Here is a 24,544-nt window from a genome sequence, read left to right as displayed (position 1 = left end):
CGGTTAAGTACAGTGATGCCCTCCGGTAAGTGGTCTCTTATCAATCGATACCCAGTTGCTGCATGATGGCCCGTAACTCTGCAGCAAGCTGCTGTTGCAATGCCGGCTTTTGATGTTTGGCTTTACGCTGTCGCTCCTGTTCTAACCGCTGCTCCAGCTCGCACAAGCGGATTAATAACCGATCCTGATCGTCGGTATCTTCTGTTCCCCCTGATAGTAAGCCGTCTTTTGCCACTTCTTCGGACTTGGCATGCCCGCCCGCTAACCGCTCATAGACCGGTACCAGGTCGTGCCACTCCGTAAGACTGCTATTTTCCACCAGCCAAAAACGATTACAGCTGTGCTCAATCAGAGTTCGATCGTGGCTAACCAGGATCACCGCGCCGGTAAACTGACACAATGTCGCCGCCAATTCCTCTTTGCCTGCCATATCTAAATGGTTGGTCGGTTCATCGAGCAGCAATAGTGAATATCTTGCCAGACTGAGGCCGACAAATAGCAAACGTGAACGCTCTCCCCCGCTCAGGGAGGCCACTTTCTGCTGATGACGAAGATAAGGGAATCCGGCAGCAATCAATGCCATTTTACGCACGTCCTCCGACAGCGGCGCAAAGGTGTTTAAGGCTTCAATCAGGCTGTCGTTATCCCTTAACTGCTGCAATCCCTGGTCGTAATATCCGACTCTGACACGTGGGTGCCATACTACACCAGGCTCCTGCTGCTGCCGCGATCGCCATAACAACCGCTGCAATGAAGACTTTCCGCAGCCATTACGGCCCACCAGTGCGATACGGTCACCGCTTTTCACCTGCAAATTATCCAGTGTAAACAGTGGTTTAGATTCGTCAGCAGGCCTGACGCTGACGGCATTCAATGCTAAAACCCGATTGGCATCCAGCGATTCACCGTTCAATTTCAGTCGCCATGCAGCCATCTCCCCCAGTTGTGTCTGATTCTGTTTTAAACGATCAACATGTTTTTCCATCTGTTTGGCTTTACGGGCCAGACCTTCGTTATCATAGATTTTCCCCCAGACGGCTAATCTATTGGCACTTTTTGCCACGCGATCAATTTCTCGCTGCTCTGCCTGGCGACGCTCGGTATCCGTTTTATCACGCTGTACCAGAGCCTCCCGTGCTGCGCTGCAGCGTAAATTAAAACAGTGCAGCGTTTTATCCCGCAAAATCCAGGTAGTCTCGGTGACGTTATCAAGCAACGAGGTATCGTGAGAAACCAAAATAAAGCTGCCACGCCAGGTGCGGAGAAAAGACTCCAGCCACAGTAACGTTGGCAGATCCAAATGGTTACCCGGTTCATCAAGCAGCAAAATATCAGGCTGTCGAATCAGCGCCCTCGCCAGCAGTAAGCGCGTATGCTGGCCGCCGCTTAGGGTGTTTACCGGCTGCTGCCAAATCGCGGGGGAAAAATTCGCCGAAGCCAGCAAACGTTCTGCACGCCAGCGCTCGGTGATACGCTCGCTTGCTGACAGCGGCTCTACCACGGCATCAAGTACTGTCACGTTATTGAGCGTGGCGGGCAGGTGCTGTTCAATGGTTGCCAGCAGACTGTTTTGCGCGCGGACTACCCTGCCAGTGCCCGGGGTGAGCGCTCCGCATAACAGCTGCAAAAAGGTGCTCTTGCCGCTACCGTTATGGCCGATTAACCCGATACGGTCGCCTTTTTTTAGGGTCAGGGAAACATCTGTCAACAAAGGACCGAAAGGGGTAGCAAAAGAGAGAGATTGGGCTGAAAGTATAGTGCTCATTGCTTAATCCAGAGTTACAGGCATTAAGATGCCTGTCGTCAAAAAACGCTGACGACAACCCGGAAAGCCGGAGAGAAGTGCGGAGTAAAATCTTTAGTGTTCTTCGCTCAAGCAGAGGTTATCGCAGCACGAGGCCGGAAACGCTTGAGCAAGGTTGATTACCAAAGAAGTGTGAGTATTCGATCAAGTCACACAGCTGCATAGTTTATCCTCCTTTTAAGTTAGTTGGTTGAGGGAGCGGCTGTGGTACTGCCTTGTGAGCAGCCATTGCCGCAGGACCAATAAAACATTGTTTATTTTATCTACGATCGATGATCAGTCAATGCCAAAATACTAATAAATTGTTTTCCCGTCACGGGCCAGTCGAAGCACAGGCAAAATAACCATCAGCATTGAAGAAGCTGTTTGCCGCGCCGGCTTACCATATATGACGGTTTCGCCACCAGACTGGCGATCAGGCCGGGTTCTTCGAGGTTTTTTTGCCATTTTTCATTTTGCTCAACCAGCTTGGCGTCGGCCAGTAAATAATCATTAAGCAGCTTACTTTTCAGGGTACGCAGATGAGGAGACTTGTCGCGCAGTTGGCGAACATTATGATAATTCTCTTTGGTTCGCGAGAGTTCGAAACATAAAGAATTATATTCTTTAAAATCATTAAGCGCTTTACTATGCCGGTAAAGTAAATCAATCGAACCCGAAGCCTTCTGCAGATAGCTGTCATATTTTTTAAAATAAGCCCCTGGCATTTTTTGTTGTATCGTTTTATTGGACTGACAGCTTTTTTCCACCATCGACTGCCACTCACTCTTGAGTTTTTCCATTTGCACAATCAGGGTATTAAGTGGCCCACTAAAAAAACCCGCTTCCATTTCCACTGCCGCTAAAAATGTTTTAAACTGCCCCAGAGAAGTAATTATTTTGTTTAGAGAATAAAAAAATCTTGGACTCGTATAGATAAAAGCGTGCTCTAAGCCAACAATATCCAGACCAGGGTGATCGTATGTTTTAATTTTTATTCTTTTATTGATTAACTGAGTAAGCAGACAGTTTTTGCGGATCCTTTCGTTTAAATAGCGCCGTTTATCCACTTTCGAGGGATTGTTTTTTAATTGTTGAGTGATGGCATCCACTTCGCGAGAAAGTTGCTCAACCTTGTTATTATATTGCAGCAGCAGGATCGCAAGCACCTGCTCCTGTCCTGGACTAGCGTAGCACTTTGCAGCATTGATCCACGCGCTCATCTCGCGAACCACACGCATGACTATCTTCTCTTTAGCCTGCCATTCTGCCGCTCGCGCTTCGATATATTGTCTGTTATCGTCAGCATTAACCTCTACGCCATTAGATTTAACGGGCAATGCCACTTTACTCAATTCACAGGAAACCAGAGAGAAATTAACACGCCCGAGATCCATCGTATCACTCCTTTATTTTTACGACTTTTATATTATCAGTCGCATGGGGCAATAAAGTAATTATCGCGGATTTATTTCTCTCGTAACTTTAACACTTCTAAGCCGAATGAAATTTTATGTCGACTATGTTCACTCCTGGGTAAAAAACTGCCAACCCCCTTGTAATTATCTATTTCGCGCTGCGCCATTTTCAGCTTGGCTAATTCAGCCATTTGATGGGTAATAGGGGAAATATGGTTCAGGTTAAATGTAATCACTTTTCTTTCCTTTTCCTTAAGTTAAGTTATATAATTGCAGCCTCATAAATTTAGTAGAAACAATTGCAAAATGGTTCATCGACATGGCTATTTAACCAAAAACCCATGACTTACATCAAATAGTCGCTAAATTTATCGATTTTTTTGGCATAAAATGTAGATTACAACCCCAGAAGACCCACAATAAATAAAAAGCAAATAACCTTTAACGGCAGTAAATTATTCATCGTGCAAATAATAAAAAATCGGTAATATATTGCCTCTTGGTTTATAACTAAAAAATGATGACGCTATTGTGCTGATTATCAGCATGGATTTTAATCCATGCTGATAAATGCGCGTAAGAATAAAATACTTTAGCTTGCCTTTGCCATCTGCAGGCAGCGCTGGACCTGTTGCAGCAAGGGTAATTGACGCTGCGACTGGCGGATCACCATGATCACTTCACGATAAAAAGTAGCATCGCCCAACGGCATAATACGCACCGGAGAATTTCGCTCCAGCCAGAGTCCGGCACTGGGGATCAGCGACACCCCCAGCCCGACTTCGACCATTTTGACAATGGCATCCAGCTCATCAAGCTCCAGCGCAACCTCAACGTTAATCTGCTGCTGACGCAAATACTGCTGCACCAGACGGCCATCAAAAGAGCTGCGGTTATAGCGGATAAAAGGCTGGTTGCGCAAAATATTCAAGGGGTGAGCATCCGCCGTATCCGGCGGGCAAATCAACACAAACGCCTGGCGCTGTAAAGTCTGCGCAAAGAGATCTTTATTCAATGGAAAAGGCGGTTTAACCAGCACCGCCAAATCCAGAGCCCCCGCCTCCACGGCAGTAAGCAAATTCAGCGACATACCCGGTGACAGCTTCATTTCCAACTGGGGTGCCTGCTGGCGCAAGGCCAGCAATACCGCTGGCATCAGGCCGCTTAGTACCGAGGTAATGGCTCCCAGGGTAACGGTTCCGCGCAGCAGTTCTCCTTGCTCAGGGCGACAAAGCTGCTGGTAGGTAGCAATAATCTCATTGGCCAGCGGCAAAGCGCGCAAGCCGGCAGCATTAAGAGATGCGGAACGACCGGTGCGGTCAAACAGCGTTTGCCCGACGGCCTGCTCCAGCGTACGGATTTGGGCACTGACCGCCGATTGTGTCAGGCCAATTTGCTGCCCGGCAGCGGCGAAAGTGCCATAACGTGCCACCGCCAGCAGGGTAGTCAGTTCACGGATCATCCCCTCTCCATTCATCAATATTATTTGAGCTCGATAGCAAGATTATTCGCTTTTCATCGAGGATACGATGGTTAAAAATTGACACCTATCCCCTGATAATGCAACCCGTGAGATATCGATGAATTCTGCTCAGCCCGAAAGACAATTATCCAGCCGACTGGCCGTGTTAAAACCGTCGGTCACGCTGGTGATCTCACAGCTGGCACGTCGTCTGGCCGCAGAAGGCCGAGATATTATCAATATGAGTTCCGGTGAACTGGATTTCGATACCCCGACGCATATTCAGGACGGCGCCATTGCGGCAATGCGCAGTGGGCAAACCCGTTATACCGACGTCGGCGGCACCCCGGCGCTGAAAGCGGCGATTATTGAAAAGTTTAAACGCGATAATCAGCTCGACTATTCGCCTCGCCAGATCATTGCCAGCACCGGGGCCAAGCAGATCATTTTTAATGCCTTTCTCGCCACCCTGGATATTGGCGATGAAGTGATCCTCAACGCACCTTACTGGGTCTCCTATCCCGAGATGATCCGTCTGACCGGTGCCGAACCGGTGGCGATAGTGCCTGCCGCCAATCAGGGATTTAAACTGACACCCGCCACGCTTGCCGCGGTACTGACAGCAAAAACCCGCTGGCTGTTGCTGAACTCGCCGGGTAACCCGAGCGGTGCACTGTATAGTGCAGAAGAGCTGCGCGCCCTGGCCGAAGTGCTAAAAGATTATCCACGGGTGCTGGTAATGTCCGACGATATCTATGAGCATATTGTTTATGAAGGCAAGTTTGCCTCTTTTGCCAGCGCGGTACCGCAGATGGCCGATCGCACCCTGACCATTAACGGCGTGTCGAAAACCTACGCCATGACCGGCTGGCGTCTTGGCTTTGCCGCAGGTCCTGAGTGGCTAATCAGCGCGCTGGCGATATTGCAATCACAGAGTACCTCCTGTCCCAACGCTATCGCCCAGGCAGCCGCCATTGCCGCGCTGACCGGTCCGCAGGATCTGCTCGCCGAGTGGTGTGCTCGTTTGCGCACCCGCCGCGATAGCGCGCTGGCCATCCTGCGCCAGTGTCCGGCGTTACAGGTTGATACTCCTCCGGCTGCTTTTTATCTGTTTGTCGGCTGCGAAAAGCTGCTGGGGAAACGGACCACGGCCGGAAAAATACTTAACAGTGACCTCGACGTCGCCGAATATTTCCTGGAACACGCCGGGGTTGCCGTGGTTCCCGGCAGCGCATTTGGCATGGCACCTTACTTCCGTCTGGCGTACAGTATTGCCGATGATGATGTTAACCGTGCCTGTCAATTAATGGTCAATGCTTGCGAGGCCCTGCTTTGAATACCCCACTCCCTGTTCTCTCTCCAACAGCTGAACCAGACCTTGCGCTGGCCCGTATTTTGTTCGAGCAACTCAGGGAAATGAGCTTTGACGGCGTGGGTATCACCCGGGATTCTTATGGCAAAGGCGAGCATCTGGCCCATCAACTGCTGGCCCGCATCGCCGAAGAGCACGGGCTGCGAGTCACTCGCGACGCGGCACTCAATCTTTATATGACCTTACCCGGGCGCGATGGTGAGGCACCGGCGGTAATGACTGGTTCACACCTTGACTCGGTGCCACGCGGTGGCAATTTTGACGGTGCCGCCGGAGTATTGGCCGGTATTGCCATTCTGATCGGCTGGGCCAAGGCGGGTTATCAACCGGGGGTCAATGTTACCGTGATGGCCATTCGTGCCGAAGAAAGCGCCTGGTTCCCCCTCTCCTACCTGGGCAGTAAAGCGGCATTTGGTTTGATCCCGGTGGAAGCCATTGAGGTTCGCCGTTTTGATACCGGACGCACTTTATCGGCACATATGGCCGATTTTGGCGGCGATGCCGATCGTCTGGTATTGCAGCAACCCTGGCTGAATGCCAACAACATCAATTGTTTTATCGAATTGCATATCGAACAAGGCCCGATCCTCGAAGATGCCGGTCAGGCGCTGGGAATTGTCACCGGTATCTGCGGCAGCCTGCGCTATCGCCAGGCCTGCGCCAGCGGACGTTATGCCCACTCCGGTGCCACGCCACGCCTGCATCGTCAAGATGCGGTGGTCGCCGTCGCCGAGCTGGTCACCGGTCTGTATCAGGATTGGATGGAGCTGGAACAACAGGGTCATCAGTTGACGGTCACCCACGGGCAAATCGCCACCGATGCGCAGCAGGCAGATTTCAGTAAAGTCAGCGGAGAGGTCAAATTCTGCGTCGATTTTCGCTCACGCAGTTTGCAGACGCTGTCGTTGATCGATCAGCGTCTGCAACATCGTCTGCAACAGATCACCGCCCGCCATGGTGTGACCTTTGATCTCGGCGAGCAAACGCGCAGTGCGCCCGCAGCGATGGATCCCTCACTGCAACAATTGCTGCAAAGCGCAGCCATTGAGCAACAGGTTTCCGCCATGACGCTGCAAAGCGGAGCCGGTCACGATGCCGCGCTGTTTGCCGCGCAAGGTGTGGCCAGCGCCATGCTGTTTGTGCGTAATGCCAACGGCAGCCACAATCCGCAAGAGAGCATGGCGTTCCCCGATTTTGCCGCAGCAACGCGGGTGCTGGCACAAGCGTTAAAACTTCGCTGTGGTCCCGGCGTTGTACTCGGCAAGCAAAGCGATGTCAGCTATTAAGCTGCCATTAGCGCCCTGTGGCGATCACAGCTGGCTAAGTCGGCGAACGATGCTTTCACGAACATTATCAATATGTTTCGCGACTGCTGCGCGTGCCCCTTCACCGTCGCCGTTACGTAACGCGGCAATAATTTCCAGATGCTCCTGGTGGCCACTAAGAAAACGTTCTGGTACCTGGCGCATATTAAACATCCGCGTTTTCAGCCGCAGGCTTTCGATATACTGCATCAACAGCAGATTGCCGCTGTATTGTGCCACGGCGCTATGCAAGCGACTGTCCACTTCCCAGTCTTCCTGCGGGCTGGGACTGTCATCGGCCAACAGTTTGCGGATACCGGCCTCAATGGCGTCGAGCTCCGCCGTCGGCACCCGCCCGGCTGCCAGGCTGGCCGCCTCGGATTCCAGCGTACGGCGCACATGCAGGGTTTCAATCAACTCACGAATTGAAAACTCTTTTACTACCGGTGTACGACCGCCGGTGCGAATAATAAAACCTTCGTTTTCCAGCCGATTGAGCGCATCGCGTACCGGCGTACGCGAAATATTCAACAGCTCAGCCAGACGCCTTTCCTGAAGTACCGTATTAACCGGTAACTCCCGATTTATCAGCATTTTCAGCAGGACTTCATACGCCTTACTGCTGAGATTCTGCTCGCGCTCACCGATCAAGTCAGAGGTACTTTTGATGGGATCCATGGTGTCATTTCACATTAACAAGACTGATAAAAAAGGCAGGCAAGAATGCCCGCCATGCTTTAGCTGATGCCCGGTTTTCGCGCTGCCAATGGACAAACCGGCAGCGCATTATAAGGCGGTGTCCCGCAATAAGTTATGACACAGCTTAAGGTTGCGGCAGCGTACGTACCGGATCTTTAGGGGCCGGGTCGAAACCGACAATAGGGGTCACGAGTTTAGCATAGGTACCATCAGCCTTCATATCCGCCAACGCCTTGTTGACGGCTGCCACCAGATTGGGTTTACCCTTTTTAAAGGCGAAACCTTTCTGGATCACGCTGACATAGTCGGGAGTCTGCTGTAACGGCAGATGCATATCTTTAATCAGGTAGGCATTACCGATGGAGTCGTTAATTACGCCATCGATATTACCGTTGGCCAGATCCTGTACCGCCGCCGTAACATCAATATAGTTTTTCAGCGTGGCACCGTGATCGGTAGCCAACTGGGCATAGGTCGACGATACCTGGGCACCAATACGTTTACCTTTCAGATCCTGCGCCGATTTAATCTCCGACTTCATTGGAATAATGATACGACCGCCGGATTCAATCCAGCCATCAGAGAAGACAATGGCCTTCTGACGCGCCGGAGTAATATCCATGGCGGCGCTGCTCATATCAAACTGGTTGGCCTGTAACCCCACCAGAATCGAATCCCATTTGGTGATCACCGGCGAATATTCCAGATGCAGACGGCGGGCGACCTCTTTCATTACACGAATTTCCAGACCATCCAGCTGACCGTTGGCGCTGCGCATACTGAATGGCGGATCGGTGCCTTCGGTAGCGACCGACAGTTTGCCCGGGGTGAGCAGTTCAAGTTTTTCACTATCGGCTGCGTTGGCAAAGAATGGCGTGCTCATGGCAGCGAGAACGGTGGCAATGCTAAGAAAATGCTTAATTTTCATGATGTCACTCTCAATTAGTATCAGAAGGAAAAACCCTGGTTGTTAAAAGCTTCTTTAAACCACGCGCTTATACCGCGCGTTCACTGGCCAATAATGCCAATAACTCGGCCATCACCGTCGCCCCGAGCAAGGAAGTGATTTGCCCGGGTCCGTCGTACATCGGGCTGATTTCCGTCACATCACAGCCCACCATATTGATACCCTTTAATGCCCGCAGCAGTAGCAGTGTTTCACGGGCGGTCGGCCCCCCCGCTTCCGGAGTTTGCACGCCCGGTGCCGCAGAGGGATCGACAAAATCCATATCGAAGGTAATAAACGTCGGGCGACCGGCGGTACGCTCGGCAATGCGCTGCGCCATCTCTTTAAGACCCAACGCAAACATCTGATCGGTGGTAAAGACTTCATAGCCCAAATCCAGCGACTGGGTAATATCCGAGGTACGGAACAGTGAGCCGCGCAATCCCACTTGAATGGAGTGCGCAGGGTCGACAATGTCCTCTTCTACCGCGCGACGAAACGGCGTTCCGGCGCTGTAGCGTTTGTCGGCAAAATATTTATCCCAGGTATCGCTGTGCGAATCGAACTGCACCAGCGCCAACGGACCATGCACTTTGGCCACCGCACGCAGCTCCGCCAGAGTGATCGAGTGATCGCCGCCAATCCCGCAAGGCACAACGCCCGCGCTGGACAAGGCATACACCGCCTGTTCAATACGTGCCAGGCACTCTTCTTCGTAGCCCGGCACCACTGCGGCATCACCGGCATCGGCACAGCGTAAAGTGTCAAACACATTGATATCATTACGGTACGGGTTTATCGGCCGCAGCATAATCGACATGGCGCGCACTGCATTGGGTGCAAAGCGGGAACCGGTGCGAAACGGTGCCCCCGAGTCAGAAGGCAGACCGATAATCGCCGCATCCAGTTGACTGAGATCGGTAGCCATCGGCAGACGCATAAAGGTGGGAACGCCACAAAAGCGTGGGGTTTCCAGGGAATCGGTAGGTAAAACGCTCATAGATAACTCCGTAATAATCAGCTAAAGCGGGCCTGACGACGTTCAAGCCAATCGGACAACTCGGTCAGCAAGGTCGTCAGCAGCAGATAAATCAGCGCCGCCGCTATATAGAACTGGAAAGGGCGGAAAGTGGCGGAAATAATGGTTTGCGCGTACAGGGTGATATCCACCACGGTAATGGTCGACAGCAACGAGGTATTTTTCAGCGTCGAGATCGCTTCGTTGGTCAGCGGCGGCAGCACAATACGGAACACCTGCGGCAACACAATGCGACGCATAATCTCCCCTTTGCTCATCCCCAGTGCCGAGGCAGACTCCATCTGACTACGCGGAATGGCTTTGAGCCCGGAACGGATAATCTCGGCCACATAGGCACCACTGTTTAATGCCAGCGCCAATACTCCGGCAACAAAGGGCGATAAATGAATGCCAATTTGCGGAAAGCCGAAATAAACCACAAACACCTGGATCAACGCCGGGGTGCCGCGAATAAACCAGATATAGAAACGGCCAATACCGCGAAAAAATTTTACCGACGAGGTTTTGGCCGATACCGCCATAAAGCCAAATACCCAACTAAGCACGATAGTTGAAATGGTGATCAGCAAAACGGTCCAGGCAGCATCGAGAAACCCCATGCCATAAATATTGATATCACTCCACAGTTGGCTCATGGCTGTTTCTCCGGCGACCCTTTCAGGTCTTCGTGTAAAATTCGGCTGAGGAACTGACGCAGACGCGGACTCTCCGGGTTATGCAATACGCTTTGCGGTGGCCCGTCTTCGGCCATCACTCCCTGATCGAAAAACACCACGCGCGAAGAGACCTCACGGGCAAAAGCAATTTCATGGGTGACCAGCAGCATGGTCATGCCCTCTTCCGCCAACGATGCCATCAGTGCCAGCACTTCCCCCACCAGCTCGGGATCGAGCGCCGAGGTCACTTCATCAAACAGCATCAGTTGCGGTTTCATGGCCAGTGCACGGGCAATGGCTACCCGCTGCTGCTGGCCACCGGAGAGCCTGGCCGGATATTGATGACGCTTTTCATACAGCCCAACACGGCTTAACAAACTTTCCGCCAGCTCAATCGCCAGCTTGCGCGACATTTTTTTCACCCGCAGCGGCGCTTCAATCACGTTTTCCAGCACCGTCATATGCGGCCACAGGTTATAGCTCTGAAACACCATGCCAATGCGGGCACGCAGTAAACGCAGCTGTTCATCAGTGGGTTGGGCACGAGCGCCATCGCGGAAATCAAACGAGAACTCGTCAAAATTCATAAAACCGCTTTGCGGCATTTCCATCACGTTCAGGCAGCGCAAAAAAGTACTTTTCCCCGATCCACTGGCACCAATAATCGACACCACTTCCCCGGCGTGAACGTCGAGAGCGACATTTTTCAGTACGTGCAGATCGCCATAGCTTTTATTCAGCTCTTTAATTGTCAGTAAAGGTGCAGCTGTTGCCATTACTTCGCCTCCTTCGGCACGCTTTTCGCATTATCCACCGCCGACGCGGAAGAGACGCGCAGGCCAATATCGGCAGGCTGGCGGCCAGCACCGTTAATTGGCGTGATATCTTGCGGACAGGCAGACAGCACCAGGTAAATATCTGCCTCGGCGCGCAGTTGCAGTTGATCCCCGGCGACAGAGCGCGGCGGTACGCGGTCGAGTTCACCGGCTTCGGTGATGGGGACATTCATAAACAGGTTGAGGGAAGCCGGCGTAAACGGCAGGGTGATCTGTTTTTCCGCCAGCGCTTCATGAAAATTATCGGTGCAGCTACGATGGTAGTCACAGCAACCCAGTTCCCGGTAAATCGCGGCATTGCACGGGCAGAGCAAGGTGTCATGACGGCCCGGTGTGCTGTCACCGATCAGCGTAAACATCGGCCGACGATAGATGCTAACCACCGGCATCCCCTGCTCATAGAACAGATTGCTGTTCACCGAGCGGGTGTGCTCCATAGATGAATATTCGAAGGGGTCAGACTGCATCACAGCCCAAGTATCAACAACTTGATTTCCCTGGAGATTGGTAATGCTCAACACCTGGCCTTGCTGTAAAGCTACGGCGGTGCCGCGTGTCGCATCCAATACAAAATCGGACAGAGATGAGTCGTTTTCGGCGGTCATACAATTCCTCTCGCTATAAAAAAACAGGACTGCTATTTTTGGAATTCCTTTGGTATACACAAGAAATGCAATTAAAATGCCAAACAAACGATCTGCATCAAAAAAGAGTGAGAAAATGAAAAAATTTTGTCTTATTCCGCAGCCGATCCATGCCAGCGGCTTGCAGCAACTCAGGGAAAACGGCGTGGAACCTCTGGTGGGTGAAGCAGCCTGTGCCAGCGCGCCAGCCGATCAAGTGGTGGCGGCGATTTATCGCAGCGGTCAATTTTCGCGCACAACCATGGTGCAATTGCCTAATTTACGGGCAATCGGCGTACATGGTGTCGGCATTGATGGCATCGATTTGGCAGCCGCTAACGATCTGGGTATTGCGGTATTTAATACTCCCGGCACCAATCATCGTTCGGTGGCGGAACATACCCTGGCGTTAATGTTTGCGCTGACCAAACGCATTCCGGCGGCGGATCAGGCGGTGCGTAAGGGGGAGTTTTCCTTTAGATTTCAGGGGGGATTAAGTGAACTCTGTGGCGCTACGCTGGGGGTGATAGGTTTTGGTGCCATTGGTCAACTGACGGCGACACTGGCCAACGCGATGGGTATGCAGGTGCAGGTATTAACCCGTTGCAGCGCTGAGGAGCTGGCGGCACAGGGCCTGCACAAAGCCGCAAGCTTGCCGCAACTGCTCGCCAGCAGCGATCTGGTGTCCATACATGCCCCGTCATTGCCGGAAACCCACCATTTGATCGGTGCCGAGCAGCTGGCGCTGATGAAACCTTCCGCCTATCTGATCAATACCAGCCGTGGTGCACTGGTGGATGAAGTGGCGCTGATCGCCGCGTTGCAAAGTGGGCAAATTGCCGGTGCCGGTCTGGATGTCTTTGCCGAAGAGCCGCTGTCGGCCAGCAGTCCGCTGGCACAATTAAGCAATGTGGTGCTGACCCCGCACACCGCCGCGTCGGCGGAGCAGGCACTGATGCGTATGGCCAGTGCGGCAGTCAGTGGCGTGTTGGCTATTTTGCACAACCGCCGCCCGGCGTCGCTGATTAATCCGCAAATCTGGGAAACCCGCCGTCAGGCGGATTAAGGCGGGCGTAGATCAGGCAATCACTTTTGCCATGGGTGCCAACGTCAGGCCATTGCTTTCCAGCAGAGTGCGCAGTTGGCGCGCCATCTCGACCGCCCCCGGCGTATCGCCATGCACACAAATGCTGTCGATACGCGTGGGCAGTTTTTTTCCGTCGAGGGTAATAATCGCCTGGCTTTCCAGCATCTGCATCACTCGCGCGGCTGCCTGCTGCGCATCGTGGATCACCGCACCGGGCAGTTTGCGTGACACCAGGGTTCCGCTCTCGGTGTAAGCACGATCGGCATAGATTTCACGCACCATGCGCAGGCCCATTTTTTCCGCCGCCTTTTCGGTTTCCATCCCCGGCATCACCACCATAATCAACTGCGGATCGACGCTATGGATAGCCCTCGCCACCGCCATGGCCAGCAGGGGATCTTCTGCGGCCATATTGCCCATCGCGCCATGGGTTTTGACATGCTGCAACGGATAACCCTGACTTGCCGCCAGCGCCTGCAAGGCACCAATCTGGTAGATCACCTGACGCTCAATTTGCGCCGGCGTTTCACCGAGAATTTGCCGACGACCAAAGCCCTGAATATCCAGAAAGCTCGGATGCGCCCCGGCACCGACACCGTTGGCGCGGGCGGCGCTAAGCGTATTAAACATCACATCGGGATCGCCAGCGTGAAAACCGCAGGCAATATTTGCCGAGGTGACAATCGTCAGCATCTCTTGGTCTTCGCCCATTTTCCAGGCACCAAAACTTTCGCCCATATCGCTGTTAAGGTCGATCAACATATTTTTATCTCTCCGGGTAAATAAACCGTATGCCTGCACCGGTCTGCACGACTGGCACTATTCTTGCGTGTCTCTGTTACCGATATGCCAGGTCAGAAGTAAGCAGGTTGATGCAAAAGTGTTGCCACTCTCCATGACCTTGTCGCGAGTGTATTGACAGCACACCATTGGTATGCCAAAAGTATTCCACATTGCAAGCTATTTAAAAAGTACGAAACCGAAGGAAAGTATGTGACCCAGACCCCAGCTCCGTGGCGGATCCTGCCCATTGCCGATCAGGCGGTATATGTCGATTTTGGTGAAGTGATCGATGAAGCCATCAACAGCCGTGTTACCGCCTTGGCCTCGCGTATCCAGCTGGCGGCGATACGCGGTGTGACTTCACTGATCCCCACCTACCGTGCGCTGACCGTCAACTATGACGCCACCCAAACCCGGCAGGCACAGCTTATCGGCGCACTGCATGACCTGTTGTCTCAGGCCGATCAACCCGCGCCACCGGTGCGATTGTGGACCATTCCAGTCAACTACGGTGGCGAACAGGGGGTCGATCTGGAGTGGCTGGCACAGTCGCATGGACTTAGCCCGCAGGACGTAGTGGCGCGCCACGTTGCCGCCGTCTATCGCGTTTATATGATTGGCTTTATGCCGGGTTTTGCCTATCTCGGCGGTCTCGATCCCCTGTTGCATACCTCCCGCCGCGACTCGCCGCGACTGCAAGTTCCGGCAGGCAGTATCAGCATCGGCGGCATGCAAACTGCCGTCGGTTCCGTTGCCGCGCCGAGCGGCTGGCACCTGATTGGCCGCACTCCGGTGCGTAGCTTTGCCCCTGAGCGCGCAGAACCTTTTCTATTTAGCGCCGGCGATGGTATCCGTTTTACCGCCATCGACGACGACGAATATCGTCATTTACTGGCGCAGGATGACTTTTTACCCGAGTGGACGTGGCAATGAATAACGGTTTTGAGGTGTTATCCCCCGGTTTATATACCAGCTTGCAGGATCTCGGGCGCTTTGGCTTTGAAGATCGCGGCGTACCGACCTCCGGTGCCATGGATGAAATGAGCTTTGCCATTGCCAACGCACTGGTCGGCAACGACGAGGATCAGGGCGCGCTGGAGTTTACCCTGACCGGTGCCACGTTGCGCCTGACCGGCAATCAGCCCTGCTGCCTGGCAGTAAGCGGTGATATGGCGTTAAGCATCGATGAGCAACCGGTGGCCCCTTATCAACGCTTGACGCTGCAACCAGGCAGTACACTGCGTATTACCCGCACCCTTAGCGGTGCGCGCGGTTATCTGGCGGTGGCGGGCGGTTTTAAGGTACAGCCGGTGATGGGCAGCGTATCGACGCTGATGCGCGCCGGATTAGGCGGATTCAGCGGCAGACCGCTACAAAAAGGCGACTGGTTGCCGCTAAATGGTGCAGCTTCCGCCCCCCTGACCACGGGCAGCAAACCCGAACAGCGGCTGATGCCACAGCGCGAACGCCGCCCGGTGCGGGTGATCGCCGGTCCGCAGGACGACCATTTTACTTCAGCGGGCATGGCCGATTTTCTGGGTAGCGAATATCGCATCAGCGAGCAAAGCGACCGTATGGGCTATCGCCTGACCGGTCATGCGGTGGCGCATAGCAAAGGATTTAATATTGTCTCCGATGCCATTTCCCGCGGCAGCATTCAGATCCCCGGTAATGGTCAGCCGATTATCGCGATGAACGACCGGCAGACCACTGGCGGCTATCCCAAAATTGCTACCGTGATCCGCGCCGATCTGGCCCGCCTTGGACAGGCCAAACCCGGCGATCGTCTGCGTTTTGAGATTGTCAGTGTCGAAAAAGCCGAATCGCTCTGGGCGGGTCGTCAGGCGTTGCTTAAGCAATGGCTAAACCAGGTGAGACGGGCGGCGCAATAGACATTCGGGCATAAAAAAACCGGGCACAAGGCCCGGTGATTAACACATCGTCATCCGCTGCCAAGTGCAGGGCTGGCGATAAATTACTTGCTTTCAGTGGCTTTGACTTCGGCCGCTTTTACTTCGCCCATCGCTTTCAGTTTTTTCGACATTTCACGACGTTCTTTCGACAGATCGGCGTTTTTAATGATGTAATCATCAACGCGATCTTCATAGTCGCCACGCATGTTGGCGATAATGCCCTGCACGTCATCAATGCTCATTCCTTGCTTGATGTAGTCACTCAGGTTGTCGAGCAGCAAAACACGCTTCTGGTTGTCACGGATTTTCTTTTCATTGTCGACAATTTCGCGCTGAAGTTTGTTTTTACGACGAAAAATACGCACAAACTCCAGGACATCCTGGAAACTCGGCTTAGTAGTATGATCCATTTTTACACCTTCGATTAAGTTACACAGATACTGTTACTGACTGCCCGCAATATGGGTACAGACTAGCAGCAAAAGCGTCGTTTGCTATGATGCATGACAAAGCCCTGTTACTTATCTTACCCGTTTTCGCCGACAGACAAAAATCCCTTGTCTTGCTTTCAGTTTATTCTTGTTGTTCTGGCTGCGTATCGCTGTGGACGACGGGCGGCATTGGCTCATGTTTATCCATCGCCAGGGTGATTAAATCCCCCAAAGATTTAAGCTGTTCTGTCACCTGCATGCTTAACCAGACATAGCCGTAAATCTGCGCCTGATGTTCCTGTCCACTTTTCATTGACTGCATCAGCTCCTGCAACTCCAGCGCGGATCCCGCCAGCTGGTTGCTGATTTTCAGCTCATCGCCCATCGAGCCATTACGCAACATATGGCTGAGTTTTTCCAGCGAGTCAAGGATCGAACGTTGCGTATGACGCAGAGTGTGGGCATTAAGCATAATAAAATGACTTTCCCGCGAGCTCCAATAGGCATCGGCCAGCATTTCCAGGGTACACAACAGATTGCGACTCAGGGTCTGGATAGCATCAAATACTTCGCGGGGAATACGCGACTCTTTGCTGGAAGCAGCGTGTAAAGCACGCATTTTCACCATCTGCGACATTGCCAACTTTAGCCTGAACTGCAAACGCGGCCGTTCGAGCATATTGGGCGACAGCCAGGCGCTGTGCAGCTTATTGAGTGACATCAGATAATCAGACATCTGCATGCGCCAGTGAATAAAGGCCCGCTGCGGATAAATGCTGGTAAACAGCAACGCCAGCAGGGAACCGATGATCACATCGGCACTGCGCCAGAGCGCGGTTTCCATATCTCCCGGACCGGCGCCGGTGACCACCGCCAGGGTGACGCCCAGAAGTAATGCCGCATAGGCGCGTTTGCCCAGCGTCAGGTAACCACAGGCAAACATCACCAGCCCGCACCAGATCAGCATGAGTGGCAAGGAATAGACCTCCAGCCACAATGCAATCAACCCGGAGATCGAGCCACCAATGGTGCCCATAATCCTTTCGGTGACGCGCTGCACCACATTGCCCCAAAACGAGATCGGCCCCATCACCACCACCAAGGTGATCATCGGCCAGGTCGCTTCGGGCAGATGCGTCAGGCGGACAATCAAAAAGGTGAGAACAAAGGCCAGCGCAATTCGCAAACCATGCGTAATGCGATAGTTGGTGTAAATAACATTGTCCAGTGGGGAGATAGTCTTATCTAAACGCACAGCCGGTACCGCCTGGTTAAACAACCGGGATAATAATATTCTCATATTTTAGCCGAGTTATAGCCGACGATCACCCGGCATTTATCAAGCAATTGCGCACTTTTCAGTTAAAACGGTCAAAAATGTTGCTAATGACCGGCTATCGTCGAGCCATCGCGGATTTCTCGCGCGTCGTTTGCATTTTGTCGGCTTAGCGAGTTATCAACCCGATTTTGTGTCACCGCCAGCCGTGATATATTCTCTACCCACCGCAAAGTGCGTTCTCTACCCAATGTGGCCCCTTTCGTCCGCTGTACCCGCTGAGCATTAAAGCAGGTTGCAGGTCTTTTGAAGCAGATAACGCATTGGTTTGAATAGACAACCAGATAATTAAACAGGCAAAAAAGCGCAATGTCAGACAAACCAGTACAACCTACCTTCTACTTCCACGACTACGAGACCTTTGGCAAAAATCCGGCAATGGACCGCCCTTCGCAGTTTGCCGGAGTGCGCACTGACGCTGATTTCAATATTATTGAAGAGCCTCTGGTGATCTATTGCCGTCCGGCGGATGACTATCTGCCACAACCAGAAGCGGTGATGATCACCGGCATCACTCCACAGCTGGCGCTGGAGAAAGGGGTGAACGAGGCAGAATTCAGCGCGCAAATCCACCAGGCCTTTAGCGTGCCCGGTACCTGTATTGTCGGCTATAACAATATTCGTTTTGATGATGAAGTCAGCCGTAATATCTTTTACCGCAACTTCTACGATCCTTATGCCTACAGCTGGCAAAATGGCAATTCTCGCTGGGATCTGCTGGACGTAATGCGTGCCTGCTATGCATTGCGCCCTGAAGGCATTAACTGGCCAGAAAATGATGACGGCTTTCCCAGCTTTCGCCTGGAGCATTTAACGCGAGCCAACGGCATTGAACATGAGAATGCCCATGACGCCATGGCCGACGTTTATGCCACTATCGCCATGGCCAAGCTGGTCAAACAGGCACAGCCAAGGCTGTTCGCTTATTTGCTGGAGCACCGTAGCAAACATAAAATCAATGCGCTGATTGATATTCCGTTAATGACGCCTTTGGTGCATGTATCCGGTATGTTTGGTGCGGCACGCGGCAATACCAGCTGGGTTGCGCCGCTGGCCTGGCATCCCGACAATAAAAATGCGGTGATCGTCTGCGATTTGGCGGGAGATATGACCCCGCTGCTGGAACTGGATGCCGATCAAATGCGTGAGCGTTTGTATACGCGTCGTGAAAACCTGCTTCCTGGCCAGTCACCGCTACCCATCAAGCTGCTGCATATTAATAAATGTCCGGTGCTGGCACCGGCAAAAACGCTGCTGCCGGAAAATGCGCTACGGCTGGAGATCGATCGCCAGCAGTGCCTGCAAAATTTGCAGCTGCTGCGCCAGCACAGCGAAGTACGAGAAAAAGTGGTGGCGCTGTATGCCGAAGCTGAACCCTTTACCCCGTCAGAAGATGTCGATGCCCGGCTGTATGACGGTTTTTTTGGCGATGCCGATCGCGCCACCCTGCGCATTATCCAGCAAACCGCGCCCGAGAACCTGCCGGCGCTGGATCTGCGTTTTCAGGATCCGCGTCTGGAAACCCTGCTTTTTCGTTTTCGTGCCCGCAACTACCCGGCAACCCTGGATGACAATGAACAACGCCGGTGGTTAGCTCATCGCCAGGAAATGTTAAGTGCCGAACGTGTGCAGGACTATGTGCTGCAACTGGAAGCGCTATATAACCTCTACGAAGACAACGCAGAAAAAACCGCGCTGCTCAAAGCCCTGTTCGATTACGGCAAACAGCTGGTGGGTTAGAACCTATGCAGCCAGGTCAATCACTGATAAATAATCGCTATTGGGGACAATATTATGCGCACTGCTGACTATCAGCATTTAAAACAATGTCTGCAGGATGAAGTGATTGGTGCGGTAAAACCCCGGCCTTTTAGCTGGTTTCGGGTTGTGCATCGTGCGCTGAAAACCCCCGATCGCCGTTACTATTTCTGGTGGCGTATCGCCAGCTATCTTTATCAGAACGGAGGCAAGCGTCAGCAAAAAATTGCTTTACGCATTGGCCGCAAACTGCGTAATAAATACGGGCTGGATATCAGCCTGAACGCTAAAATCGGTACCGGTATGCGCATCTCCCACTACGTGGGTATTGTCATCACTGGCAGCAGCAATATTGGCCGCAATATGCATATTCGGCAAAACGTGACCATTGGCGTGAAATATGATGGCCAGCCAGGGGACGTCGTTATTGGCGATAATATCGATATTGGCGCCAACTGCTGCATAATAGGTGACGGAATTATTATTGGCAGCAATGTCACTATCGGCGCCATGACCTTTGTGAATAAAAGCGTACCCGATAACACAATTATCTATAATCAGCGCGAAAGCATATTGATTAGCAAAGAGAAGCCGTTAGAGATTGTTGCGGTCTGAAGTACATATCCCGCTACCAACCATATTCTGAATAAGGATGATGAGAAATAATTTGCCCAATCGCCTGTTGAACGTAAGGAATAGTATCTGCTGGCAGATTGGCAATATGTTGCCAGGTCAACTCTGAATGTTTGTCCGGTTCAGCCAGGTAAGGGACTCCTTGCCACTCGCTACAGGTAAAAAAATGCCCCATCCATGAGCGATCTTCCGTCCAGACATGCATGGAGTGTGCTAAACGCAGATTAGCAGCAGAGATGCTGACACCAATCTCTTCCCTCGCCTCTCGACATGCCGCTGCGGAAAGCGTCTCTTTTTCTTCCAGTCCCCCTGCTGGTAAGCTATAAAACCCGTCCATCCAGCCGGTTCCGCTGCGACGCAGCATGCAGATCTCATCCCCTCTTCTCAGTAACACAAAAACGGCAATAGAGAGGTTATAGCGAACTCTTTTCATATTTTTGCATCCTATTAACTATGTGCCTGTATTTTTATACAGTACAAGAAAAGTTACAAGCATGCCTTGGTCATACGCAGTTTCTTGGATGAATGCTATTGTAAAATAAAGAGATAAATCTTTTACAACAGAGAGATTATGAGTTTTTGCCATCTGCGCATTGCACGCCCGGTAAGTGATCTGCTTAAAAGCAGCGAAATGTATTGTCGCGGGCTTAACCTGGAGCAAATAGGCTCTTTTTCAAATCATCAAGGCTTTAGCGGCTATATGTTGGGACGAAATGACCTGAGCTGGCATCTTGAGTTTACACAATGCCACGACCACCCGCTTTCCCCCTCACCTTCAGAAGAGGATCTGCTCGTACTCTATATCCCCGAAAAAGAATCCTGGGAGGCCGCATGTTTGCGGATGGATAAGGCCGGTTTTATCAGGACGCTATCGTTTAACCCCTATTGGGATATTGACGGTGCTACTTTTGTGGATGATGACGGATACCGGGTTGTGCTTCAAAACCGCAAATGGCAATAGCCTGCCTCAGTGGTGAAATTAACTCAGAGCAAGCAGCGCTCACTCTGAGTTTTTAGCCAGTCAGGATAACTAGGCGATCTCTTCGCTAAACTGCGGTGGTGGCTGGCGGAAGCGGCGGGTGATCAATGCCAGATAGATCAGGCCAATAGCGCCCCATACCAGTCCCAGGGTCATTGAGCTGGCTTCCAGATTAAGCCATAGCGCCCCCACGGTCAGGGCACCAATTACCGGCAGGATCAGATAATGGATATGATCGCGCAGTGTACGGTTACGTTTTTCACGAATATAGAACTGTGAAATCACCGACAGGTTAACAAAGGTAAAGGCCACCAGCGCGCCAAAGTTAATCAACGCGGTAGCGGTAACCAGATCAAAGCTGATGGCCGACAGCGCCACCAAACCGACCAGCAACACGTTTACCGCTGGCGTGCGCCAGGTGGGATGGACATAACCAAAGATTTTCTCCGGGAATACGCCGTCGCGCCCCATCACATACAGCAGACGTGAAACCCCGGCATGTGCCGCCATCCCCGAGGCCAATACCGTTACGCATGAGAAGCACAGAATAATAAACTGGAACAGTTTACCGCCGAGAAACAGCATGATCTCCGGCTGCGAAGCATTGGGATCGTTGAAACGGGCAATGGTCGGGAAATAGAGTTGCAGGAAGTAGGACACCACCACAAAAATAATGCCGCCAATCAATGCGGTCAGGAAAATAGCTCGCGGGATCACTTTGCCGGCGTTGGGGGTCTCTTCCGACAGCGAGCTGATGCCATCAAAGCCGAGAAACGAAAAGCACAGGATGGTGGCTCCGGTGATCATCGGTAGCATATGGGCATTTTCCGAGTAGAACGGCTTTTCGCTCACCAGCGTACCGGCACCTTCGCCGTGGTAGACGCCATAAACCAGCAGGCCAACAATACCGACCATAATGGCAACCTGGATCACCACTACAATACTGTTCATATTGGCCACCAGCTTGATACCCCGCAGGTTGATGGCAGTCATCAGCCCTACCAGCGCCACCACAAAGATCCACGACGGGATCCCCGGGAAGATGGCTTCAAGATAGATTTTCGCCAGCAGAATATTGATCATCGGCATAAACAGATAATCAAGCAGCGAGGACCAGCCGACCATAAAGCCGACATAAGGGCTAATGGATTTTTGCGCATAGGTGTACGCCGATCCGGCGGTAGGGAAACGCTGTACCAGTTTGCCGTAGCTCACCGCAGTAAACAGCACGGCGATCAGCGCAAAAATATAGGCGCTGGCAACATGGCCGTCGGTCATGCTGGTGACAATACCAAAGGTATCAAAAATGGTCATGGGTTGCAGATAGGCCAGGCCCATCATCACCACCTGCACCAGCGTCAGGGTACGGCGCAGTTTGACCCGAGGGGCAGCAGAAACAGCAGCGTTCAGATTATGCGACATGACGACGTCCTCCCTTGCCTGCCGCCGAAATCAGCAACGGAGTGGGAAAACGTCGTGATGGATAACGAGATAATATAAAGGGGGGATTGATCTTCACGTCGCGCAGCATAGACGTCAAAACGGCCAGCGATGGCCCAGCGTGGAAAGCAACACCGGCAGGCACCGGTAGAGATGTGAAGAATTGCCCCATTTTATATTTCCTCATAGTGCCGAGCGTGGTTTATTTGGCGCCGAGCACAAAATCTGGTTATCTATCCGGATCTAAGTCCGGCCTCTGTTGGATTAGTTTAAAAAGCCATGCAAAAAAAATAACCGGCGCGGTTAAGGCGTCGGTTATTCTGCATTGGCGCTATTTTGCACCAACTCTGTGGTGGAAGACAAGATTTTAAAGGCTCTTGTAGCCAATTTCTTTTATAACCCGACAGACCACACAGCCTGGACGTCGTCGATAATGCCCCACCGACGGCGCTCCTGGTGGGCTGACGGCTTAGCGGTCAGGCATTTCTCAGCATCCAGTCGATTTCTGTTTCGGTGACGCGACGTTCAAACTGCAGTAGCTCATCGGACTTACAGCTATGGTAAACATGGCTAAAACGCGCCCCCAGATATTTCTTCAGTTCAGGTTGATGTTCAAATTCATATAAGGCATCGCTCTGGCGGATTGGCAGCGGCAGTCCTTCCTGTTCCAGACCGTTACCGGTGACCGATTCTGGCAGCGGCAGGCTATTATCCAGGCCATACAGCATACCGGCGAGCACCGTGGCAACCACCAGATACGGGTTGGCATCGGCACCGGCAACGCGGTATTCCACGCGGTGATTAGCGGCATCGCTGCAGGGAACCCGCAGCGCCACCGTACGATTATTATGTCCCCAGGACGCCTGGATTGGCACATACATCCCGGGCTGAAAACGGCGATAGGCATTGATATTGGGAGCCAGTATCGCCATGGAAGCGGGCATCATGGCAATCATCCCCGCCAGCGCTTTCTTCATCAGCGCAGAATCCTCACCGTCGGCATCGGCAAACAGGTTTTTGCCGTTATCATCCAGCACGCTAAGGTGGATATGCATACCGCTACCGGCGAAATCGTCATAAGGTTTGGCCATAAAGGTGGCGTCCATATCATGGTTTTCGGCCACCAGTCGCACCAGCCTTTTTAGCGTTAACGCCTGGTCGCAGGCGCGTAATACATTGTCGCTATGATGCAGGTTGATCTCAAACTGACCGGGTGAAGACTCGGCCAAAGCACCATCGGCCGGTAAGCCCTGGATCAGCGCCAGACGGTCAATATCGTTAAGCACATCGGCAAAGTGATCCAGATTGTCTACCGAGTAAACCTGGGTCTGCAAACTGCGTTCCTGCGTGCCCGGGGTGCATGGCGGTTGCAGTGCGCCCTCGGCATCTCGCTGCCTGTCGAGCAGATAGAACTCCAACTCTACCGCTACCACCGGGAACAGGCCCCGTTGGCGCAATGTCTGCCAGATATGATTCAATACATTGCGGGGTTCAACGTCAAAGGGAGTGCCATCTTCGTCAAGCATGGTCAACAGTAACTGGCCAATATGTTCCGGATCGGACGCTGAAGGGGTTAAGGTGCCGGGGACGGGCAGACACATTCTGTCGGGTTCACCCAGTTCCTGACCCAGTCCCGCTGCTTCTACCACATTACCTAAAATATCCATGGCAAAGACGGATGCCGGGAAATAGCAACCTTGTTCGATTTTGCGCAGCGCTGTAAGGGGAATGCGTTTACCGCGAAAACTACCGTTGAGATCTGTAAGGAGGACATCGACATGAAGGGTTTGAGGGTGACGTTCCAGGTATTGTGTGACTTCATCCTGGAACGCGCTACTTCGCTCTTCTTCGCCAGGGATTACGAAGTGTTCAACTTCGATAGTTTTTTTCATAATATCCAATGCTTGCATAATAATTCCGCCGTTTTCCTGTGACTGGCGTTTATTGCATTACCGAAATGGTAACGCTCGCCAAGGTTAATTCTTACTGTCCAATGTCTTATTCCCGTATTTATAAGCACCCTGAAGTGTTGGCCAATTGATAAAT

The 24,544-nt window shown here is 52.4% G+C and carries 25 protein-coding genes; 8 read left to right on the top strand and 17 right to left on the bottom strand.

The window, feature by feature from the left end:
• Window positions 1-40 precede the first annotated feature (40 nt).
• From GW590_RS10930 to GW590_RS10915, 4 genes are all read right to left on the bottom strand, one after another.
• A complete protein-coding gene (locus tag GW590_RS10930; RefSeq protein ID WP_169403089.1) occupies window positions 41-1,765 on the bottom strand; it encodes an ABC-F family ATP-binding cassette domain-containing protein in 1,725 nt (574 codons plus the stop codon).
• A 386-nt stretch (window positions 1,766-2,151) separates the two neighbouring features.
• Window positions 2,152-3,180 (bottom strand): hypothetical protein, encoded by a 1,029-nt coding sequence (locus GW590_RS10925; RefSeq protein ID WP_169403088.1) that lies wholly within the window; start codon window positions 3,178-3,180, stop codon window positions 2,152-2,154.
• Between the two features lie 71 nt (window positions 3,181-3,251).
• Window positions 3,252-3,437 carry a hypothetical protein gene (locus GW590_RS10920; protein ID WP_169403087.1) on the bottom strand — a complete coding sequence of 62 codons (186 nt, stop codon included), beginning with the start codon at window positions 3,435-3,437 and terminating at the stop codon, window positions 3,252-3,254.
• Between the two features lie 356 nt (window positions 3,438-3,793).
• The gene (locus GW590_RS10915) at window positions 3,794-4,663 is read right to left on the bottom strand and encodes a LysR family transcriptional regulator (protein ID WP_169403086.1); all 870 of its coding nucleotides are present in this window, start codon (window positions 4,661-4,663) and stop codon (window positions 3,794-3,796) included.
• 118 nt (window positions 4,664-4,781) lie between these two features.
• On the opposite strand from GW590_RS10915, the gene GW590_RS10910 reads away from it, so the two are divergent.
• Both GW590_RS10910 and GW590_RS10905 read left to right on the top strand, forming a co-directional pair.
• The gene (locus GW590_RS10910; RefSeq protein WP_169403085.1) at window positions 4,782-5,999 is read left to right on the top strand and encodes a pyridoxal phosphate-dependent aminotransferase; all 1,218 of its coding nucleotides are present in this window, start codon (window positions 4,782-4,784) and stop codon (window positions 5,997-5,999) included.
• Window positions 5,996-7,321: a Zn-dependent hydrolase gene (locus tag GW590_RS10905; protein WP_169403084.1), complete on the top strand. Its 1,326-nt coding sequence runs from the start codon at window positions 5,996-5,998 to the stop codon at window positions 7,319-7,321. Before GW590_RS10910 ends, GW590_RS10905 begins: the two co-directional genes overlap by 4 nt.
• Before the next feature lie 24 nt (window positions 7,322-7,345).
• Here the strand turns inward: GW590_RS10905 and GW590_RS10900 are convergent, their stop codons facing one another.
• The 6 genes from GW590_RS10900 to GW590_RS10875 all read right to left on the bottom strand — a co-directional run bounded on the left by GW590_RS10900 (window position 7,346) and on the right by GW590_RS10875 (window position 12,120).
• A complete protein-coding gene (locus tag GW590_RS10900; RefSeq protein WP_169403083.1) occupies window positions 7,346-8,017 on the bottom strand; it encodes a GntR family transcriptional regulator in 672 nt (223 codons plus the stop codon).
• A 145-nt stretch (window positions 8,018-8,162) separates the two neighbouring features.
• Window positions 8,163-8,966, bottom strand: coding sequence for a transporter substrate-binding domain-containing protein (locus GW590_RS10895; protein WP_169403082.1), 804 nt, complete (start codon window positions 8,964-8,966; stop codon window positions 8,163-8,165).
• Between the two features lie 67 nt (window positions 8,967-9,033).
• Complete coding sequence (locus GW590_RS10890; RefSeq protein WP_169403081.1) at window positions 9,034-9,984, bottom strand: agmatinase; 951 nt, start codon at window positions 9,982-9,984, stop codon at window positions 9,034-9,036.
• A 17-nt stretch (window positions 9,985-10,001) separates the two neighbouring features.
• Window positions 10,002-10,658: an amino acid ABC transporter permease gene (locus GW590_RS10885; protein ID WP_169403080.1), complete on the bottom strand. Its 657-nt coding sequence runs from the start codon at window positions 10,656-10,658 to the stop codon at window positions 10,002-10,004.
• Window positions 10,655-11,455 carry an amino acid ABC transporter ATP-binding protein gene (locus GW590_RS10880; protein WP_169403079.1) on the bottom strand — a complete coding sequence of 267 codons (801 nt, stop codon included), beginning with the start codon at window positions 11,453-11,455 and terminating at the stop codon, window positions 10,655-10,657. The genes GW590_RS10885 and GW590_RS10880 overlap by 4 nt, the downstream gene beginning before the upstream one ends.
• The gene (locus tag GW590_RS10875; RefSeq protein ID WP_169403078.1) at window positions 11,455-12,120 is read right to left on the bottom strand and encodes a DUF1989 domain-containing protein; all 666 of its coding nucleotides are present in this window, start codon (window positions 12,118-12,120) and stop codon (window positions 11,455-11,457) included. The genes GW590_RS10880 and GW590_RS10875 overlap by 1 nt, the downstream gene beginning before the upstream one ends.
• 115 nt (window positions 12,121-12,235) lie before the next feature.
• On the opposite strand from GW590_RS10875, the gene GW590_RS10870 reads away from it, so the two are divergent.
• Window positions 12,236-13,204: a hydroxyacid dehydrogenase gene (locus tag GW590_RS10870; RefSeq protein ID WP_169403077.1), complete on the top strand. Its 969-nt coding sequence runs from the start codon at window positions 12,236-12,238 to the stop codon at window positions 13,202-13,204.
• A 12-nt stretch (window positions 13,205-13,216) separates the two neighbouring features.
• Here the strand turns inward: GW590_RS10870 and GW590_RS10865 are convergent, their stop codons facing one another.
• The gene (locus GW590_RS10865; RefSeq protein WP_169403076.1) at window positions 13,217-13,987 is read right to left on the bottom strand and encodes a LamB/YcsF family protein; all 771 of its coding nucleotides are present in this window, start codon (window positions 13,985-13,987) and stop codon (window positions 13,217-13,219) included.
• Window positions 13,988-14,218: 231 nt separating this feature from the next.
• On the opposite strand from GW590_RS10865, the gene pxpB reads away from it, so the two are divergent.
• Window positions 14,219-14,941 (top strand): 5-oxoprolinase subunit PxpB, encoded by a 723-nt coding sequence (gene pxpB / locus GW590_RS10860; protein ID WP_169403075.1) that lies wholly within the window; start codon window positions 14,219-14,221, stop codon window positions 14,939-14,941.
• Entirely contained in the window at window positions 14,938-15,900 is a 963-nt protein-coding gene (locus GW590_RS10855; RefSeq protein ID WP_169403074.1) for a 5-oxoprolinase subunit C family protein, read from the top strand. The genes pxpB and GW590_RS10855 overlap by 4 nt, the downstream gene beginning before the upstream one ends.
• Before the next feature lie 83 nt (window positions 15,901-15,983).
• On the opposite strand, the gene tmaR is transcribed toward GW590_RS10855, so the two are convergent.
• Together tmaR and GW590_RS10845 are read right to left on the bottom strand one after the other, a co-directional pair.
• Entirely contained in the window at window positions 15,984-16,331 is a 348-nt protein-coding gene (gene tmaR, locus GW590_RS10850; RefSeq protein ID WP_169403073.1) for a PTS system regulator TmaR, read from the bottom strand.
• A 163-nt stretch (window positions 16,332-16,494) separates the two neighbouring features.
• Entirely contained in the window at window positions 16,495-17,607 is a 1,113-nt protein-coding gene (locus tag GW590_RS10845) for an FUSC family protein (protein WP_169403315.1), read from the bottom strand.
• 390 nt (window positions 17,608-17,997) lie between these two features.
• Between GW590_RS10845 and sbcB the strand changes: the two genes are divergently transcribed.
• A complete protein-coding gene (sbcB, locus tag GW590_RS10840; RefSeq protein WP_169403072.1) occupies window positions 17,998-19,428 on the top strand; it encodes an exodeoxyribonuclease I in 1,431 nt (476 codons plus the stop codon).
• Window positions 19,429-19,482: 54 nt separating this feature from the next.
• The gene (locus tag GW590_RS10835; RefSeq protein ID WP_169403071.1) at window positions 19,483-20,061 is read left to right on the top strand and encodes an LbetaH domain-containing protein; all 579 of its coding nucleotides are present in this window, start codon (window positions 19,483-19,485) and stop codon (window positions 20,059-20,061) included.
• A 13-nt stretch (window positions 20,062-20,074) separates the two neighbouring features.
• Here GW590_RS10835 and GW590_RS10830 read toward each other — a convergent pair whose 3' ends face one another.
• A complete protein-coding gene (locus GW590_RS10830; protein WP_169403070.1) occupies window positions 20,075-20,512 on the bottom strand; it encodes an NUDIX hydrolase in 438 nt (145 codons plus the stop codon).
• Between the two features lie 138 nt (window positions 20,513-20,650).
• Here GW590_RS10830 and GW590_RS10825 point away from each other — a divergent pair, with 138 nt between their 5' ends.
• A complete protein-coding gene (locus tag GW590_RS10825; protein ID WP_169403069.1) occupies window positions 20,651-21,040 on the top strand; it encodes a VOC family protein in 390 nt (129 codons plus the stop codon).
• Between the two features lie 69 nt (window positions 21,041-21,109).
• Here the strand turns inward: GW590_RS10825 and GW590_RS10820 are convergent, their stop codons facing one another.
• From GW590_RS10820 to GW590_RS10810, 3 genes are all read right to left on the bottom strand, one after another.
• Complete coding sequence (locus tag GW590_RS10820; RefSeq protein ID WP_169403068.1) at window positions 21,110-22,480, bottom strand: APC family permease; 1,371 nt, start codon at window positions 22,478-22,480, stop codon at window positions 21,110-21,112.
• A complete protein-coding gene (locus GW590_RS10815) occupies window positions 22,470-22,670 on the bottom strand; it encodes a hypothetical protein (RefSeq protein WP_169403067.1) in 201 nt (66 codons plus the stop codon). The genes GW590_RS10820 and GW590_RS10815 overlap by 11 nt, the downstream gene beginning before the upstream one ends.
• 304 nt (window positions 22,671-22,974) lie before the next feature.
• Window positions 22,975-24,390, bottom strand: coding sequence for a glutamine synthetase family protein (locus GW590_RS10810; RefSeq protein WP_169403314.1), 1,416 nt, complete (start codon window positions 24,388-24,390; stop codon window positions 22,975-22,977).
• Window positions 24,391-24,544 lie beyond the last annotated feature (154 nt).

This window comes from Rouxiella aceris (genome assembly GCF_012933545.1).
In the GTDB taxonomy this organism is placed as follows: domain Bacteria; phylum Pseudomonadota; class Gammaproteobacteria; order Enterobacterales; family Enterobacteriaceae; genus Rouxiella; species Rouxiella aceris.
The sequence above is the reverse complement of the archived record's forward strand: the minus strand, read 5'-3'. Positions and strand labels throughout refer to the sequence as shown.